The organism is Camelimonas sp. ID_303_24 (genome assembly GCF_053543495.1).
In genome coordinates this window covers 20,756-37,926 of the sequence record NZ_JBLLJM010000009.1, presented here as the reverse complement: position 1 = coordinate 37,926, position 17,171 = coordinate 20,756, and the positions used below count along the sequence as shown (strand labels likewise).

Genomic DNA, 17,171 nt, shown 5'->3' with positions numbered 1-17,171 from the left:
CTGTCAGGCAGACGTCTGGCAGGCCAGATGCACCTTGCTGGCGAAGGTGGCGTCCTCGCCGCTGGCCAGCAGCGGCGCGGCGTCGGCGACCGCGTCGCACAGTTGCGACACCCATTCGTGCTCGGATTTGGCAAAATCGTTGAGCACGAAGGCATGCACCGCGTCCTTGTGGCCCGGATGACCGATGCCGAGGCGCACGCGGCGGTAGTCATTGCCGGCCAGCGCGGTGATCGAGCGCAGGCCGTTGTGCCCGGCGTTGCCGCCGCCGGTCTTCACCCGCAGCTTGCCAGGCGCCAGATCCAGTTCGTCATGGAACACCACGATATCGCCAATGGCGATCTTGTAGAATCGCGCCGCCTCGGCCACGGAGCGGCCGGATTCGTTCATGTAGGTCTGCGGCTTCAGCAGCACGACCCGCTCGCCGCCGATGGTCGCCTCCGAGGCCTGGGCCTGGAACTTGCTGCGCCACGGCGCGGCCCGATGCCGGCGGGCGATGGCGTCCACGGCCATGAAGCCAATGTTGTGGCGGTTGCCGGCGTATTTCGGGCCGGGGTTGCCAAGACCGACGAACAACAGCATGCGCGGCGCCTTTCATTGTCCGGACTGGACCGGATGTGGCGGAGCGCGCCGCCGCCCGGCCAGGGAACGGGGCATGGGGCGGCCCCATGCTGCCGCCTGCGCCTGGCTGGCTCCGGTCATGAAAAAGGCGGGGGCGTCGCCGCTCCCGCCGGATGCTTCCATGTCGCCCGCCGCTGCGGGCGCGTTGCCCGATCAGGCTTCCGGAGCAGCTTCTCCAGCGGCCGGCTCCTGGCTCACGGTCGGAGCCACGATGCTGGCGATGGTGAAATCGCGATCATGGATGCTGGGCTCGGCGCCGGCCGGCAGCTTGACGGCGGAGATATGCACCGTGTCGCCGACATTCAGGCCAGCCACGTCGATCTCGATGGCGTCCGGAATGGCGTCAGCGCGGACGGTCAGGCTGACGTGGTGGCGCACGATGTTCAGCGTGCCGCCGGCCTTCAGGCCAGGCGAAGCTTCCTGGTTGATGAAGTGGACGGGAACTTCGACGTCAATGGTGGCGTCGCGGGTCACGCGCAGGAAGTCGACGTGCAGCGGGGTGTCGCGCACCGGGTCGAGCTGGTAGTCGCGCGGAATCACGCGTTCCGTCTTCGAGCCAACGGTGATCTCGAAGATGGTGGTCATGAAGCCGCCGGCGAAGATCGCCAGGCGCAGCGGCGCGTATTCGATGGAGATCGGCAGCGGCTCCTGGCCAGCGCCATAGATGACGGCGGGCGAACGGCCCTGACGACGCAGTTCACGAGCGGCCCCCTTGCCGACCCGGGTCCGCGCCTCGGCATTGATCTGCTTGACGGCGGTCATTGTGGTATCCTTACAGTAATGCAAATAGCCGCCTCGCGGCGGCTTGCGCTTGCCCGCGCCTCCAAGGGTGTCTGACGGGCAGGGGCCTTATAGCGGCGGACCGGCGCTCTGGCAAGAATGGGGCGGGCGTTCGCCGCCGCCTGCATTGGGCCAGGCAACGCCATGGCCTTCATTTTGCTCAGGTCGCCAGGCCCGGACATATCGATGGCATGCCCTTCTCCAGGCAGGCGCGGCCGGCCAGCTATGGCATTACGACGACTGTTCGGGCGCTTCCCCATCCGCCTTCGTGCGGTAGTCGCCAAAGGCGGCGTCGCGTTCGCTCAGCAGTTGCGCCACGCTGGAGCCGTCGCGGCGGAAGCGGCTGAAATAGGCGCGGCTGGCTTCGGTGGTCATGGCCAGCGCCTGCAGCTCGGTCCCGGCGCGAATGCCGGCGCGCAACCCCATGTGTTCCATGGCGCGGTGCACCGCCCGCTTGTTGATCTGTTGCAACTCCGGCGGCGTCAGGGCCACCCGCTGCGCCATCTCCAGCACGCGCGCGTCCAGTTCCGCCGCCGGCCAGGCCCGGTTGGCGAGGCCTTCGCGCGCCGCTTCGACGCCGGAAATGGAATCGCCGGTGAGGTACATTTCCATAGCGCGGCGCATGCCGACCAGCCAGGGATGGAACTGGTTGTCGGGCGGGCTCATCAGCCGCGTCGGCGGGTAGCCGATCTGGGCGTCTTCCGCCACGTAAACCAGGTCGCAGCAGGCGGCGAGTTCGCTGCCGCCCGCCAGGCAATAGCCGTGCACCTGGGCGATCACCGGCTTTTGCAGATCCCAGATGCGCGTCCAGCCCTCAACCACATGGCGCGGCCACTGGCCGGGCCCCCCGGCGGTGTGGAACGGTTGACCGGCCGCATTTTCAGCGGAGAGATCGTAGCCTGAACTGAAGCATGGTCCGGCGCCGCGCACGATGGAGACGTGCACGTCCGGGTCGTGATCCGCCGCCTCCAGCGCAGCGAGTATGGCGGCGCGCAACGGATTGCTCAGGGCGTTGCGTTTGTGGGGACGGTTCAGGGTCAGGCGCCGCACCTTCGGCGCCGGCGTATCGATCAGCAAAATCTCGTCCGGACGCGCGGCGTCGGTCATCGGGCTTCCTCCTGCCTGTATTTGTTTGCGCACACTATCGGTCCCATTGGCGGGCGCGACAAGGCAAACGGCCAGTCTTGTCTGGCCGGGCGGCAAGACAAGAGGGCGGCAAGACACCAGGGAGACAGGACACCAGGGCGGCCAGGCGGCCAGGGAGCAAGGCGGCCAGGGAGCAAGGCGGCAGGGGGCAGGGGATAAAGGGTTAGGGGAAAGGCAGGGCGGTGGCGGCGACAACCGCCGCCACGCGACGTCCGGCGGCTGCCGGCGCGGCCTGTCAGTGGCTGCTTTTGCCAGCGGCCCCGGCGCGCGCAACCGGGGCGCAGGCGAGACGTTCGCCGGCGTCGCCTGCCGGCTGGCTGGCGTAGTCATCCGGTTTGGCGTGAATCATCAGGGTGCGGCCGCTCACGTCGGACGACGCCCGGCCCGCGCCGCCCAGCGAGAGCATGGGAGCGAAGACCTCGGCCCGCAGCACGCCATCGGCGCCGACGCGCTGGTTCGGCATGTCGCCGGCGTGCGGCCCGCCCTCTGCGAAATAGCCATGTTTGGCCCCGGTCGGATTGAAGTGTCCGCCAGCGGCCTTGTGGCCGTCGGCGGGGCTGCAGCCGCCGTGCTCATGGGCGTGGAACGCCACCCATTGGCCTGGCGGCAGGTCCCTGATCTCCACGCGGATCAATACGCCGGCCGGGGTTTCGAACAATTGCGCCTCGCCAGTCGCGGCGCCCTTGCCGTTCACGAAGGCAGCCGTGGCCTCCGGCTTGCGGTCGGTCGTCCCTGCCGCCAGCGCCATGGCTGGAAGCGCGGCCGCGACCAGGGTCGCGCCCATCGCGGTGGCGAAGAATGTCAGGCCGTGCATGCGTCTTCTCCCATGATCGGTTGATGTTCCGGGCCAGACCGCGCCGGCCAGCGGAATGAACTCCAGCATGGATCGCCGGCGTTCCTGCGTCCATGCCGCATGGGGGAACAACGCCTGTGGCGGCGACACGACCCGGTGATGCGGCGCCGCCGCGGGTCACAAGTCCGGGAGCGGGCAGGGCGGGACGGGGGCGCGCCGTCTCAGGCCTGGCGGGCGCTCATGAACCGGCGCCAGCCATCGGCCCGCAGCTGGCAGGCCGGGCATTCGCCGCAGCCATAGCCCCAGTCGTGGCGCTGGCTGCGGTCGCCCACATAGCAGGTGTGGCTGTGCTCAACGATCAGGTCGCGGAGCGCCGGGCCGCCCAAATCCTCCGCCAGGGCGAAGGTGGCGGCCTTGTCGCGCCACATCAGCGGCGTGTGCAGCACGAAGCGCGCCTCCATGCCGATGTTCAGCGCCACCTGCATGGCCTTGATGGCGTCATCGCGGCAGTCCGGATAGCCGGAATAATCGGTTTCGCAGACGCCCAGCACGATGTGGCGGCAGCCGCGCCGGTAGGCGAGCGCGGCGGCGAAGGTGACGAACAGCAGGTTGCGGCCAGGCACGAAGGTGTTGGGCAGGCCGTTTTCGCTGGCGACGATGGCGATGTCGCGGGTCATCGCCGTGTCCGAAATCGCGCCCAGCGCCTCCAGTTTCAGCATGTGGTCGTCGCCGAGGCGTCCGGTCAGCGCGCCGGAGGGCGCGGCCATGCCGGCGCGGATGGCGTCGCGGCAGGTCAGCTCCACCGCATGGCGCTGGCCGTAGTCGAAACCGATGGTCTCCACTTCAGCGAAGCGCGCCAGCGCCCAGGCGAGGCAGGTGGAGGAGTCCTGGCCGCCGGACAGCAGCACCAGCGCGCGGTCATTGTTCAGCATGCTGTTTCTCCCGAAAAACCGGATGGCGCCCTTATAACGTCAAAGGCCCGGAGCTGGCGCGCCAGTTCCGGGCCTTTGACGATGAAAATGCGGCTGCTCAGTCGAACAGGCTGGAAACGCTCGACTCGGAAGCGGTGCGGCCGATGGCCTCGCCGATCAGCGGCGCGATCGACAGCACGCGGAAATTCTGGGCCACGCGCACGGCTTCCGTCGGCTGGATGGAATCGGTGATGACCATTTCCTTCAGGCGCGACGAGGCGATGCGGGCGACAGCGCCGCCGGAGAGCACGCCGTGGGTGCAATAGGCGGTGACTTCCTTGGCGCCCTGCTTCAGCAGCGCCTCGGCGGCGTTGCACAGGGTGCCGCCCGAATCGACGATGTCGTCGATCAGGATGCAGGAGCGGCCCTTGACGTCGCCGATGATGTTCATCACCTCGCTCTCGCCGGGACGCTCGCGGCGCTTGTCGACGATGGCGAGCTGGGCGTCGATGCGCTTGGCCAGGGCGCGGGCGCGCACCACGCCGCCGACGTCCGGCGACACCACCATGACTTCCTCGCCGGCGAACCGCTCCTTGATGTCGCGCACCATCACCGGGGCGGCGTAGAGGTTGTCGGTGGGAATGTCGAAGAAGCCCTGGATCTGGCCGGCGTGCAGGTCCAGCGTCAGCACGCGGTCGGCGCCGGCGCGGGTGATGAGGTTGGCCACCAGCTTGGAGGAAATCGGCGTGCGCGGACCGGGTTTGCGATCCTGGCGGGCGTAGCCGAAGTAGGGGAGAACCGCCGTGACGCGGCGCGCCGAGGAGCGGCGCAGGGCGTCAATGATGATCAGCAGCTCCATCAGGTGGTCGTTGGCCGGATAGGAGGTGGACTGGATGACGAACACGTCCTCGCCGCGCACGTTCTCCTGGATTTCCACGAACACTTCCATGTCGGCGAAGCGCTTGACCTGGCAAACCGCCAGCGGCGTCTCCAGATAGCTGGCGATGGCTTCGGCGAGCTGACGGTTGGAGTTGCCGGAGACGAGCTTGATGGAGGATTTCATCCTGACGGCCATTCTGTTCGTGTGATCGGGCCTGCGCTGGCGGCGGCGGGCGACCGGAAGGCCCATGGCAGGCCGGATATGAACGGCGCCAGCCCCGCGCGGTTGCGCGCAGCCGTGACGGAAACGGACGCTGTTCTTGATGGCCGGGCTATTAGCAGCGCTGCCGCGTGGGAACAATACGATTCCTGTTGTGATTTTCGCCGCGCCGGGCTGCGTGAGGCGCAGAACGCCCCCGAAAAGGGGGCTGACTGGCTCCGGAACGCCCTGCAACCGGCGTCTGGCGGCGTATCCGGCCGCCGCCACCGCGCCGCGCGGCAAGGCGTCTGCATCGGAAAAACGCGCGAAATTTCCTGCTAACTGATTGAAAATAAAATGATTGATCGGGCGTCCTGTTTCATGGCGCTTTGGCCGGCGGGCGCAGGCCGCGTCCGCCATGTCCGGCTGCTGTCACACGGGCGCCACGCTTTGCAACCTTTGCGAAATCGCCGCCGGGCGATTAGATCATGGAGCATGATTTCGCGCCCCAAAACCCCCCGTGTCACGCCTGTCAGCGCTGGCCAGCCGCCAGCCGCCGGGGAGCCGGCGGACGGGCGGGCCGTTGCCGGGGATGCGTCAGCAGGGGATGCGTCAGAAAGAGATGGGTTGCCGGATGACGGCTATCCATCTCTTTCTGGCGCGCCGGATGATTCCGTCCCCACTGATGAAGCGGCGGGTTTCGCCGAGGGCGGTTCTGGCGTTGAGCTGGATTTTGCCGCCGACGCCGCCGACCTGGCGTCCAGCGCCGGCCATGGCGGCAATCTTGCGGCGGGCGCGGAAGTCATCCGCAAGTTCTGGCGGACCCTGCCAGGCTCCCCGGGCGTCTACCGGATGATCGACGCCAATGGCGAGGTGCTCTACGTCGGCAAGGCCCGCAACCTGAAGAACCGCGTGGCCAATTATACCCGCGGCGTCGGCCATGGCGGCGCCCGCACGGCGCGGATGATCGCCGCCACCGCGACCATGGAGTTCGTCACCACCCGCACCGAGACCGAGGCGCTGCTGCTGGAGGCCAACCTCATCAAGCAGTTGCGCCCGCGCTACAATGTGCTGCTGCGGGACGACAAATCTTTTCCCTATATCCTGGTGACCCGCGACCACCGGGCCCCGCAGATTCTCAAGCATCGCGGCGCCCGCAACCGGCCCGGCGACTATTACGGGCCGTTCGCCAACGCCGGCGCCGTCACCCGCACCCTCGATGCGCTGGAGCGCGCCTTTTTGCTGCGCTCGTGCTCGGACAGCTATTTCGAGAACCGCACGCGGCCCTGCCTGCTGTTCCAGATCAAGCGCTGCTCCGGCCCGTGCACCAACGAAATTCCGCAGCAGGACTATGACGCCCTGGTGGAGGAGGCGCGGGCCTTTCTCTCAGGCCGTAGCACCATGGTGCGCGCGCGCATGGCCAGCGACATGCAGGCGGCGTCCGACAATCTGGAATTCGAGAAGGCTGCGCGCTACCGCGACCGCCTCGCCGCCCTGTCGGCGATCCAGTCATCCCAGGAGGTCAATCCGCGTTCGGTGGAGGAGGCCGACGTCTTTGGCTTTGCCGAGCAGGCCGGGCAGTTCTGCATCCAGGCGTTCTTTTTCCGCAATGGCCAGAACTGGGGCAACGTCGCCTATTTTCCCCGCGCCGACCGCTCCACCAGCCCCGGCGAGGTGCTGGAGGCGTTCATCGCCCAGTTCTACGATGACCGCCCGTGCCCCCGGCTGATCCTGACCTCGGTCGAGCCCGACGAGCGCGCCCTGCTGGCCGAGGCGCTCGGCGCCAAAACCGGCCGGGCGGTGGAGCTGGCGACGCCCCGGCGCGGCGAAAAGCGCGATCTGGCCGAGCACGCCGCCCGCAACGCCCATGAGGCGCTGTCACGGCGACTTGCCGAAACCGCCTCGCAGCAGAAGCTGATGGAAGCGCTGGCCGCGGCCTTCGGCCTGTCGCGCCCGCCGCGCCGCATCGAGGTCTATGACAATTCGCACATCATGGGGACCAACGCCGTTGGCGGCATGATCGTCGCGGGCGTCGGCGGCTTTGCCAAAACCCATTACCGCACCTTCAACATGCGCTCGGAAGATCTGAAGCCGGGCGACGACTACGGCATGATGAAGGAGATGCTGCGCCGCCGCTTCGCCCGCCTGCTGAAGGATGAGCCGCGTCACGAGGCAGCTCCCGCCGCCGGGCCGGCCGACAGCCCGCCGCCTGATTCGCTGGATGCGATGGCGGACGGGGCGGCGGAGGATGGGGCGACAGAGGACGCGGACGCCGCCGTCATGCCGGCCTGGCCCGATCTGGTGCTGGTCGACGGTGGACGCGGCCAGCACGAGGCGGCGAAGGCGGTGTTCGCCGAGCTGGGCGTGACCGACGTGGCGCTGGCGGCCATCGCCAAGGGCATGGACCGGGAGGCTGGTCGCGAGACGTTCTTCATGGAAGGCCGGGCGCCCTTCCGCCTGCCGCCGCGCGATCCGGCGCTGTATTTCGTCCAGCGCATGCGCGACGAGGCGCACCGTTTCGCCATCGGCGCACACAGGGCGCGGCGCAAGAAGGACCTGGTGCGCAGCCCGCTTGATGAAATTCCAGGCGTCGGCCCGGCCCGCAAGCGCGCCCTGTTGCTGCATTTTGGCACGGCGAAGGCAGTGGCGGCGGCCTCGCTGGACGATCTGGCGCGCACGCCTGGCGTCAACGCCGCCACGGCGCGGACGGTTTACGCTTTTTTTCATGATGGCGCCGGTTGATGGGGGTATCGTCGGGCCCTGCGCGGCATGGCGGGGCGCTGACGGTTGACGGGACCAATGGCGTTGACGCAGATGATTTCGCCTGACGCCGTTTCACGTCAGCGCAGGCTGCGGCGCCTCCGCGTTCGGTTTCGGGCGCAGGCGCTGCACGTGAACATGACGCCGTCGCCTGGCGCGACGGCGCCATCGCCAGACGGGGCCGACTTTCCTGGCCCATGAAATGTCAGAATATGAGCCAGATATCCGTGACCAGACGCTCCACTGCCCTGAGCCTGCCGAACATCCTGACCTATGCCCGGTTGCTGGCTGCGCCGGCCGTCGCCGCCTGTCTGTTCTGGCCGCATGAATTCACCATGCGCTGGCTGGCGCTGGGCATCTACGCCCTGGCGGCGATCACCGACTATCTCGATGGCTATCTGGCGCGCGCCTGGTCCCAGCAGTCGGCCATCGGCCGCATGCTGGACCCCATCGCCGACAAGGTGCTGGTGTCGGCAAGCCTGCTGATGCTGGCCGCCAGCGGTGATATCCGCAGCTGGTCGCTGTGGGCGGCGATCACCATCCTGTCGCGTGAAATCCTTGTCTCGGGCCTGCGCGAGTTTCTCGCCAGCCTGCGCGTCAGCGTGCCGGTTTCCACCGTGGCCAAATGGAAGACCGCCGCGCAATTGCTGGCGCTGGGGTTCCTGATCGTCGGCCCGGCCGGCGATGCGGTGCTGCCCTACGCAAGCCGCATCGGCATTGTGCTGCTGTGGGCGGCGGCGCTGCTCACCCTCTATACCGGGTGGGACTACATGCGCGCCGGCGTGCGGCATCTGATCGAGGCGGACCGGAAGGCCGTGTCTGGCGAGAAGCCATAAGTCGCGGGGCCGGACGCCTGGCATCAAGCTGGCGCCGGTAAATCACGGCCGCGCCGCCCGCCGGCCGTCTCAAGTTGGGCCCCCTTCGGCCGCATCCGCCAAAACAGAAATGCCCGCGACTTGCGCGGGCATTGCCATGTCGGGACATCGTCATCCGCTCAGGCGGCGGCGGCCTTCGGCTGCACCTCGGCGGTGTAGTCGTCCATCAGCGCCTTGGTGATCGCGCCAGGCGTGAAGCGCCAGTCGGCGATCTCGGCCACCGGCGTCACTTCAGCGGCCGTGCCGGTGATGAAGCATTCCTCGAAGCTGCCCAGCTCCTCCGGCATGATGATCCGTTCCTGCACCTCAATGCCCCGGCGCTTCGCCAGTTCGATCACCGTCTGCCGGGTAATGCCGTTGAGGAAAGCGTCGGCCAGCGGCGTGTGCAGCACGCCGTTCTTCGTGAAGAAGATGTTGGCGCCGGTGCATTCGGCGACGCGGCCGCGCCAGTCCAGCATCAGGGCGTCGGCATAGCCGGCGCGCTCGGCCTTGTGCTTGGAGATGGTGCAGATCATGTACAGGCCCGAGGCCTTGGCGCGCGACGGGATCGTCATCGGGTCCGGGCGGTGGAAGTCCGCCATGGTGATGCGGATGCCCTTCAGCCGCTCTTCCGGCGCGAAATAGCTCGGCCACTCCCAGGCGGCGATCGCCATGTGAATCTTGTTGGCGAGACCGGAGACGCCCAGGGCTTCGGAGCCGCGCCAGGCAAAGGCCCGCACGTAGGAGTCGGGCAGGTTGTTCTTCTCGATCACCAGCTTCTTGGCGGCGCAAATGTCGTCCACCGCGTAAGGAATGGTGAAGTCGAGCAGTTCTCCGGACTGTTTCAGCCGCTCCGAATGCTGCTTCGACTTGAAGATCTGTCCGCCATAGGCCCGCTCGCCCTCGAACACGCAGGAGGCGTAGTGCAGGCCGTGGGTCAGCACGTGAATCCTGGCGTCGGCCCAGGGGACCAGCTGCCCGTCAAACCAGATGACGCCTTCACGGCTGTCCATGGGAATCGCGGACATGACAATTTCCTCCAGTCTTGATCGGGCGGCTGTGTCGCCGCATTCAGAATTAATGTCATCCACCAGGCGCGATGCTGGCAAGCCCTCGCCAGCCAGCGGCGCGATCCGGGCGGTTTGCGCACAGAGGCCGTAGTCCCGTTCCCGGTTGCTTGCAACTGGCGGCGGCCGGCAAAAACCGGCGCAAGCCGACTTTGCGGGAAAGCCGCCCGCGCCCGCCTCCGGTTTCTGGCGCTTGACGGTGCGTCGCCAAATTGGGATATGTCAATAGAACTGACGTAATGGAGGTTCATGTGACCGACTGCCGCGCTGACGATCATCGGGCCGGGGCGGTTGACGCCCAGGGCCAGCGGCCGGCGCTGGATCTGATTGAACTGCTGTTTTTCGCCTATCGCGATTTCGTCGGCGACGCCGACCGTCGCCTGGCCGCCGACGGCTTTGGCCGGGCCCACCACCGGGTGCTGCATTTCGTCAGCCGCAATCCGGGCATGACCGTGGCCGGCCTGCTCGACCTGCTGCGCATCACCAAGCAATCCCTCAACCGCGTCCTCAAGGAGCTGCTGGAGAAGGACTACGTCGCCCAGCGCGAGGGGGAGGCTGACCGCCGCCAGCGTCTGCTGTACGTTACCGATGCGGGAGCAGCGCTGGTGCATGAGCTGGCGGTGCTGCAAAGCGCGCGCATCAGCCGCGCCCTTGCCGGATGCGCCCCGGGCGCCCGCATCCACGTGGTGGATTTCCTGGAGGCGATGGTGGACTGGCCGGCGCCGGAGGGGCGGCGGACCGTGACGCGGGAGAAGGGCTGATGGCTGCGGCAAGACCGCGTGCGCCGCTGGGGGACGATGCCCCCCATGTTCTGGTGGTCGATGACGACCGCCGCCTGCGCGCTCTGCTGGCGCGGTTTCTCGGCGACAATGGCTATCGCGTCACCGCCGCCGCGGACGCCGCCGAGGCCAGCGCCAGGCTGACGCAGATCCAGTTCGACGTCATGGTGCTCGATGTGATGATGCCGGGTGAAAACGGCTTCGATTTCGCCGCCCGCCTGCGCCGCAGCCTCAACACCCCGATCTTGATGCTGACGGCGCGCGGCGACCCGCAGGACCGGATTCGCGGCCTCGAGATCGGCGTCGACGACTACCTCGGCAAGCCGTTTGAGCCGCGCGAGCTGCTGCTGCGCATCGGCGCCATCCTGCGTCGCACGGCCAGCAACGGCCACGCCGGCGCGCCGGAACAGGTCAGCTTCGGCCCCTTCACCTACCGGCTGGATCGCGGCGAATTGCGTCGCGGCGAGGAACTGGTGCGGCTCACCGACCGCGAGCGGGAAATCCTCACCATTCTCGCCAGCCATAACGGCGACAATGTTCCGCGCGAAACCATTTCAGGTCAGGGCGGGCCAGGGGGCGTCGCCAACGAGCGGACGGTGGACGTGCAGATCAATCGCCTGCGCCGCAAGATCGAGAACGACCCGGCCAATCCGGCCTGGCTGCAGACCGTGCGCGGCATTGGCTACCGGCTGCTCGTGGATGGCTGACATGAAGGCGGGCGGACCTGACGCAGGGGGGCCTGCCACAGGTAGATCTGCCGCAGGGGGATCTGCCGCAGGGGGATCTGGCGCAGGCCATCCGGTTACGCCAAAGCCTGGCGCGGCCTTGCGGCGCCTGGATGTGGGCCTGCGCGACGCCGGCGTCATCCTGGGCAGGGCAGCCCTGGGCGCCGGGCGCATGGCGGGGCAGGGGGCGGCGGCGCTGTGGCGCGCCGCAGCCGCCATGGGCGCGCGCGCCTTGCGCCAGACGCCGCCTGGCTTCAGCGCCGGGCTGGCGCGCGCTGCGGACGCCCTGGCGACCCCGGCGCGCATCTGGCGGCGCGCGGCGCGCTGGCTTGGCTCGGTGATGCCGAAGGGGCTCTATGCCCGCTCGCTCATCATTATCATCGCCCCCATGCTGCTGTTGCAGTCGGTTATCGCCTACGTCTTTCTGGAGCGGCACTACCAGACCGTGACCCGGCGCATGTCGGCCGCCGTTTCGGCTGATATCTCGGCGCTGATCGACGTCTACGAGAGCTATCCCCAGGACGCCGACGCCACCACCCTGTCGCGCATTGCCGCTGACCGGCTTGGCATGGACATTGATTTCCTGCCCGACGAACGCCTGCCGCCACCGCAACCCAAGCCGTTCTTCTCGATTCTCGACGGGGTATTGTCGGAGGAAATCCGCAAGCAGGTGGCGCGACCGTTCTGGATCGACACCGTCGGCAAGTCGAACCTGATCGAGATCCGCGTCCAGCTCGATCGCGCCGTCATGCGCATCCTGGCGCGGCGCAGCCTCGCCTATGCTTCGAATTCGCACATCTTCCTGATGTGGATGTTCGGCACGGCGCTGGTGCTGATGGTCGTCGCCATCCTGTTCCTGCGCAACCAGATCCGCCCGGTGCTGCGCCTTGCCGACGCCGCCGAGGATTTCGGCAAGGGCCGCGAGCCCAATTTCCGGCCGCGCGGGGCGGCGGAGGTGCGCCGCGCCGGCGTCGCATTCCTGGAGATGAAGCGCCGGATCGAGCGCGCCATGGAGCAGCGCACCACCATGCTCAATGGCGTCAGCCACGACCTGCGCACTATTCTGACCCGCTTCAAGCTGTCGCTGGCGATGATGCCGGAGGATGATCCGGAGGTGGCGGACCTGCACCGCGATGTCGATGAGATGTCGCGCATGCTGGAGGCCTATCTGGCCTTTGCGCGCGGCGACGCCGAGGAAACGGCCGACGAAACCGATATTGGCGATCTTCTGGAGGACGTGCAGCTCGATCTGGAGCGCGTCGGCCACAACGTCACGCTGGCCGCTTCCGGCGACCTGCGCGTCAAGGTGCGGGAGGACGCCTTCCGCCGCCTGGTGGTCAATCTGGCGTCCAACGCCGCCCGCCACGGCGACAATGTCGCCCTCGGCGCGACGCGCGACGCGCGCTGGCTGGTGGTGACGGTGGACGACGATGGCCCTGGCGTGCCGTCCGAGCAGCGCGAGGACGTATTCAAGCCGTTCGTGCGCCTTGACGAGGCCCGCAACCAGGACGAAGGCGGCTCCGGCCTCGGCCTCGCCATCGCCCGCGACATCGCCCGCTCGCACGGCGGCGACGTCGTGCTGCAGGACAGCCCCCTTGGCGGCCTGCGCGCCCTGGTGCGCGTGCCGGTGTAGGCTTTGGCAGGGCGGCGTTATCGCCCTCCTGCCGGGGCCGTCCTTGCCTGATCTGCTGCCTGCTTTTGCCTGCGCCGGTCTTTTGCCCGCGCTGGTGCCGGCCCATGGTCCATCAAGGTCCGCAGCCCGTCATGATCCGGTCCACAGTCGTCAGGGCCGGACCTGTTCCGGCCATCCACGGAATACGGCTGCCGCAGGTGGGTTTACTGCAGCCGGACAGCAAAGGCGTGGATGCCTGGAGCAGTCTGGGCACGACGGCCTGGAAGGACGGGCTTCCATGCCCCTGCCAGCGTTGCCCTTGTGGGCCGTTCCTGTCCGGTCACGCAGCCGATCATCGCAACGGGCGCGCGCCCTGCAGCTCAGTACAGCGCTCCGCCGTTGGGAACGACGCGGTCGGGGCCGATCAGCATCACCTGGCCGTTGGCGTCGGGCACGCCCAGGGTCAGCACTTCGCTCATCATCGGGCCGATCTGGCGCGGCGGGAAGTTGACCACCGCCAGCACCTGACGGCCGATCAGTTCCTCCGGCTGGTAGTTGGCGGTGATCTGCGCCGAAGATTTCTTGCGCCCGATCTCGCCGCCGAAGTCGATCACCAGCCGGATCGCCGGCTTGCGCGCCTCGGGAAACGGCGCGGCCTCCACCACCGTGCCGACGCGCACGTCGACCTTCAGAAAGTCATCAATTGAAATCAGATCGCCCGTCAGGCCCGGTTGCTTGTCGCTCATCTCACGTCAGTCCGCTGCAAAGGCGCGGACTATAGAGTATTTTCGGGCTGTTCATATCAAAATCCGAGGTCCCCCTTGAGGTTCCTCCTGGCGGGTCAGCGCGCCTCAGGCGCGGCCTCGCCGGCATCCGCGGCCGGGGCGGCGGGCTCGGGCCGTCGCGGCTTGTGGCCGCCGCGGTCCAGCACGGCGCAGGCCAGCCGGCGCAGCGGCGAGGTTAGCCGCCAGGCGTCGTTGGCGAGGGCCAGCGCCCGGCCGCCGCGATCCAGCTCACGGTCGAGGCGCGCCAGGGTTTTCGCCTGGCCGGGATCATCGTCATACAGCCAGGTTTCCACCGTGTGGGCGAACAGCAGGGCGGCGCCCTGAACCCGGAGCGCGCCCAGCGGACCTTCCGTGTCGATGCCGGCGGCGGAGAGCATGAAGCGCCAGGAGTTTTGCGCCGCCTTGTTGAGCGCGGCGATGGTCAGCGGTTCGCGCCGCACGCCGGCGTGGATGACGCGCAGCCCGGCGCGATGCGCCGCCATGTGATCGAGCCGCATCATGATGATGTCGAACAGCCGCTCGCGCGCCGGTTCGCCGCCCATGTCGTCATCACGGGCAGCGTGGCTGGCCAGCACCTTCATGTCGATCATGCGGGCAAAGCCGCCCAGCACCGCGCCCTTCGAGGGGAATGCCGCGAGGAATTCGGCGAGGCTGACGCCAGCCCGCTCCGCGATATCGTTGATGCTGATGCGCGACCAGGCGCTGGCGCCCTCAGCCTCGCGCTCCCCGGCAATGGCCAGCAGGGCCTCGATGATGCGCTCGCGCGCCGGCTGCTCCGGGCGACCGCTTTTGGCGTCGGCTCTGGCGTCGGTGGCGGACATGGCGCGGGCTCCTTTCAGAACACGGATGGGCGTCAGCGAAGCGACGCGGGCCGGCGAACCTTGCGAGGCAAACAAATGCCTGAGCGCCGCCGCCTGCAAGTAAACGCCCACAAGCCGGCGTGGGCAAGCGGCCAGTCAACCTCATGCCGGCGCCGGCAATATGGCGGGGCCTCAGCCGGAGAGTTCGCGGGAGCGGTCGGCGGCGGCGGCGATGGCTTCCGTCAGCAGCGCCGGCATGCCGTCGCCGTCGCGCATCAGCACCTGCAGGGCGGCGAAGGTGGTGCCGCCGGGAGAGGTGACGGCTTCGCGCAGCGCCGACGCCGAGGCATCGGAAGCCCGCATCAGGTCGCCGGAGCCGATCACCGTCTTGCGCGCCAGCCGCTCGGCCAGATCACGCGGCAGGCCGGCGGCGACGCCAGCCTGCGCCATGGCCTCGACCAGGTGGAACACGTAAGCGGGGCCGGAGCCCGAGACGGCCGTCACCGCGTCAATGAGCGCCTCATCAGCGACCCATTCCACGTCGCCGGCCGCGCGCAGCAACGCATTGGCCTCCGCCTGGCGGGGCGCATCAATGCCGTCGCCGGCCACGGCGACGCTGACGCCGCGCCGGATGGAGGCGGGCAGGTTGGGCATCACCCGCACAATGGCGCCGGCCTGCGGAAACGCCGCCGCCAGATTGGCCAGGGTCTTGCCGGCGAGGATTGACAGCACAAGGCTGTCCGGTCCCGCCAGCGGGGCGAGGGCCGGGGCCGCCTCGGCCAGCATCTGTGGCTTGATGCCGAGCACAAGGGCGCGCGCCGGGCGCAGGTTGCCTGCCGGCGGATTGAGCTGCAAGCCGGTCCGCTGCGCCAGGGCGGTCAGCGCCCCGGAGGGGTGCGGCTCGATCACCTGGATGCTGGCCGGAGCAAGCCCGCCCTCAAGCCAGCCCTCCAGCATGGCGCCGCCCATGCGGCCGGCGCCGGCGAGAATGAGGGATGCGGGAAACTGCTCCATGATATGCCTCGCTGCTGCTCCGGATGTCCGGTGCGAAAACGGATCAGTCTCCATCTAGAGCAAAACCGTCGCGGGCTGAATGGTGAATCCTGACGGAGCGGGCCGGTCGCGAACGCCATGCCATGCTGTTCATGTTTGGCCATTCATGCACGGCCATGCCTGTCCAGTCATGCCCGTCCAGCCATGCCCGCCAGCCATCCCTGCGCGCCATGTGCGCGCCCGTTGCGGGCAGCCATGTCGTTGTGCGGTGGGAAAAGTCGGCGCGCGGCGCAAAACCGGCAGCGGTCGCCGGGCGCGGGCGCGGGCGCGTCACGGACGCGTCATGACGTGGATAGCCGGAACAGGTCCGGCCATGACGGGTGGCGCATGGCAGGGGAGCGCGGCGGGCGGCGTGAAGGAGCGCGTAGAAAGCCGTCGCCGCGCCGGGGCGACCTCGCGGATCGCGCGTCCCCCGGTCGCTGAAGCTCAGGCCTCGCCCTGGGTTTCGAACAGCACCGCGTCGAGCGCCTCGCGCGCCGGCTTCCCGGCCCACAGCACGAACTGGAAGGCCTGATAGTAGCGCTCGCAGGCCTCCAGCGCGGTGGTCATCAGCACTTCGCACTGGCCCTGGGTTGGCTCGGCCCCGCCAGCCAGCAGCAGCCCGTGCCGGTACATCACCACGCTTTCCGACGCCCACAGGTCGAAATGTCCCAGCCAGAGCTGTTCGTTGATCAGCGAGATCAGGGTCATGATCTCATTGCGACGCCGTTCGGGAACTTTCAGATCGAAGCCGCAGGCAATATGCAGCGCCTCGACCTCCGGCACCCAGGTGAAGGCGACATGGTATTCGGCCCAGCTGCCGCCCACGGTGACGGACAGTTCGTCATCGTCATCACGGTCGAATGCCCAGTCCTGACTGGCGGCGAGCCGCTCCAGCACGTCGAGCGGATGCTCGGTGCGGCTGATAACGTCGAAATCGGTGTAGGTCATGCCGGGGCCCTCGGCCTGGAGGTCAGGGAGTGTCCCGCGCAGGCGACCGCCCGCGCAAACACAGCGACGCACAAAAAACCGTCCGGCAACCGGTGAAACGCCGGGTGAGCCGGAGTATTCGCCAGGACAGGCGCCGTCCGCGCAGCAGTTCCGGCGGAGGCGGCCATTGCCCGCATCCGGAATTGCCCCGCCCACAGGACTGGAGCGGACGAATCACCTGTATTTTCACTATATCGCGCAGGGCTGTTCCTGCGAACATCGCGCAAACAGTCCGGGATTCCCGCTGCCCCCACAACCGCCCGGCCCGGACTGTCCACAAACCAGGCCGTGTTTGCCGCAAGGCGGACGCCAGGGCGGTCAGTTGTCCACATGAACGCATGCGCCGCCGCGATCACGCTGCCTTCGCGCGCGTCATTCCGGGCCGCCCCGGCAATGCGCGGACAGTTTCCGAATGGAATCAGCGGAGAACCATTGGCGCCG

The 17,171-nt window shown here is 68.2% G+C and carries 16 protein-coding genes; 5 read left to right on the top strand and 11 right to left on the bottom strand.

Annotated features, from left to right (window positions below):
* Nucleotides 1-3 precede the first annotated feature (3 nt).
* The 6 genes from pth to ACERNI_RS10190 form a co-directional block, all read right to left on the bottom strand.
* A complete protein-coding gene (gene pth, locus ACERNI_RS10215; RefSeq protein ID WP_448833189.1) occupies nt 4-579 on the bottom strand; it encodes an aminoacyl-tRNA hydrolase in 576 nt (191 codons plus the stop codon).
* Between the two features lie 192 nt (nt 580-771).
* Nucleotides 772-1,380: a 50S ribosomal protein L25/general stress protein Ctc gene (locus ACERNI_RS10210; RefSeq protein WP_448833188.1), complete on the bottom strand. Its 609-nt coding sequence runs from the start codon at nt 1,378-1,380 to the stop codon at nt 772-774.
* A gap of 249 nt (nt 1,381-1,629) precedes the next feature.
* Entirely contained in the window at nt 1,630-2,505 is an 876-nt protein-coding gene (locus tag ACERNI_RS10205; RefSeq protein ID WP_448833187.1) for an enoyl-CoA hydratase-related protein, read from the bottom strand.
* 274 nt (nt 2,506-2,779) lie between these two features.
* The gene (locus ACERNI_RS10200) at nt 2,780-3,358 is read right to left on the bottom strand and encodes a superoxide dismutase family protein (protein WP_448833186.1); all 579 of its coding nucleotides are present in this window, start codon (nt 3,356-3,358) and stop codon (nt 2,780-2,782) included.
* 200 nt (nt 3,359-3,558) lie between these two features.
* On the bottom strand, nt 3,559-4,269 hold the full coding sequence (gene queC / locus ACERNI_RS10195) for a 7-cyano-7-deazaguanine synthase QueC (RefSeq protein WP_448833185.1): 711 nt from the start codon (nt 4,267-4,269) through the stop codon (nt 3,559-3,561).
* A 97-nt stretch (nt 4,270-4,366) separates the two neighbouring features.
* Complete coding sequence (locus ACERNI_RS10190; RefSeq protein ID WP_448833184.1) at nt 4,367-5,311, bottom strand: ribose-phosphate pyrophosphokinase; 945 nt, start codon at nt 5,309-5,311, stop codon at nt 4,367-4,369.
* Nucleotides 5,312-5,821: 510 nt separating this feature from the next.
* Between ACERNI_RS10190 and uvrC the strand changes: the two genes are divergently transcribed.
* Together uvrC and pgsA are read left to right on the top strand one after the other, a co-directional pair.
* A complete protein-coding gene (gene uvrC / locus ACERNI_RS10185) occupies nt 5,822-8,068 on the top strand; it encodes an excinuclease ABC subunit UvrC (RefSeq protein ID WP_448833183.1) in 2,247 nt (748 codons plus the stop codon).
* Between the two features lie 230 nt (nt 8,069-8,298).
* Nucleotides 8,299-8,922: a CDP-diacylglycerol--glycerol-3-phosphate 3-phosphatidyltransferase gene (gene pgsA / locus ACERNI_RS10180; protein WP_448833182.1), complete on the top strand. Its 624-nt coding sequence runs from the start codon at nt 8,299-8,301 to the stop codon at nt 8,920-8,922.
* A gap of 158 nt (nt 8,923-9,080) precedes the next feature.
* On the opposite strand, the gene ACERNI_RS10175 is transcribed toward pgsA, so the two are convergent.
* Complete coding sequence (locus ACERNI_RS10175) at nt 9,081-9,968, bottom strand: branched-chain amino acid aminotransferase (protein WP_448833181.1); 888 nt, start codon at nt 9,966-9,968, stop codon at nt 9,081-9,083.
* A gap of 278 nt (nt 9,969-10,246) precedes the next feature.
* Here ACERNI_RS10175 and ACERNI_RS10170 point away from each other — a divergent pair, with 278 nt between their 5' ends.
* The 3 genes from ACERNI_RS10170 (at nt 10,247) to ACERNI_RS10160 (ending at nt 13,144) form a co-directional block, all read left to right on the top strand.
* On the top strand, nt 10,247-10,768 hold the full coding sequence (locus ACERNI_RS10170) for a MarR family winged helix-turn-helix transcriptional regulator (protein WP_448833180.1): 522 nt from the start codon (nt 10,247-10,249) through the stop codon (nt 10,766-10,768).
* Complete coding sequence (locus ACERNI_RS10165) at nt 10,768-11,493, top strand: response regulator (RefSeq protein ID WP_448833179.1); 726 nt, start codon at nt 10,768-10,770, stop codon at nt 11,491-11,493. Before ACERNI_RS10170 ends, ACERNI_RS10165 begins: the two co-directional genes overlap by 1 nt.
* A 235-nt stretch (nt 11,494-11,728) precedes the next feature.
* Nucleotides 11,729-13,144 (top strand): ATP-binding protein, encoded by a 1,416-nt coding sequence (locus ACERNI_RS10160; RefSeq protein ID WP_448833266.1) that lies wholly within the window; start codon nt 11,729-11,731, stop codon nt 13,142-13,144.
* Nucleotides 13,145-13,503: 359 nt separating this feature from the next.
* Here the strand turns inward: ACERNI_RS10160 and ACERNI_RS10155 are convergent, their stop codons facing one another.
* From ACERNI_RS10155 to ACERNI_RS10140, 4 genes are all read right to left on the bottom strand, one after another.
* Nucleotides 13,504-13,869, bottom strand: a complete 366-nt coding sequence (locus tag ACERNI_RS10155; RefSeq protein ID WP_448833178.1) for a tRNA-binding protein — start codon at nt 13,867-13,869, stop codon at nt 13,504-13,506.
* A 95-nt stretch (nt 13,870-13,964) separates the two neighbouring features.
* The gene (locus ACERNI_RS10150) at nt 13,965-14,729 is read right to left on the bottom strand and encodes a TetR/AcrR family transcriptional regulator (protein ID WP_448833177.1); all 765 of its coding nucleotides are present in this window, start codon (nt 14,727-14,729) and stop codon (nt 13,965-13,967) included.
* A gap of 171 nt (nt 14,730-14,900) precedes the next feature.
* Nucleotides 14,901-15,722: a pyrroline-5-carboxylate reductase gene (proC, locus tag ACERNI_RS10145; protein ID WP_448833176.1), complete on the bottom strand. Its 822-nt coding sequence runs from the start codon at nt 15,720-15,722 to the stop codon at nt 14,901-14,903.
* Between the two features lie 465 nt (nt 15,723-16,187).
* Nucleotides 16,188-16,691: a YbjN domain-containing protein gene (locus ACERNI_RS10140; protein ID WP_448833175.1), complete on the bottom strand. Its 504-nt coding sequence runs from the start codon at nt 16,689-16,691 to the stop codon at nt 16,188-16,190.
* Between the last annotated feature and the right edge of the window lie 480 nt (nt 16,692-17,171).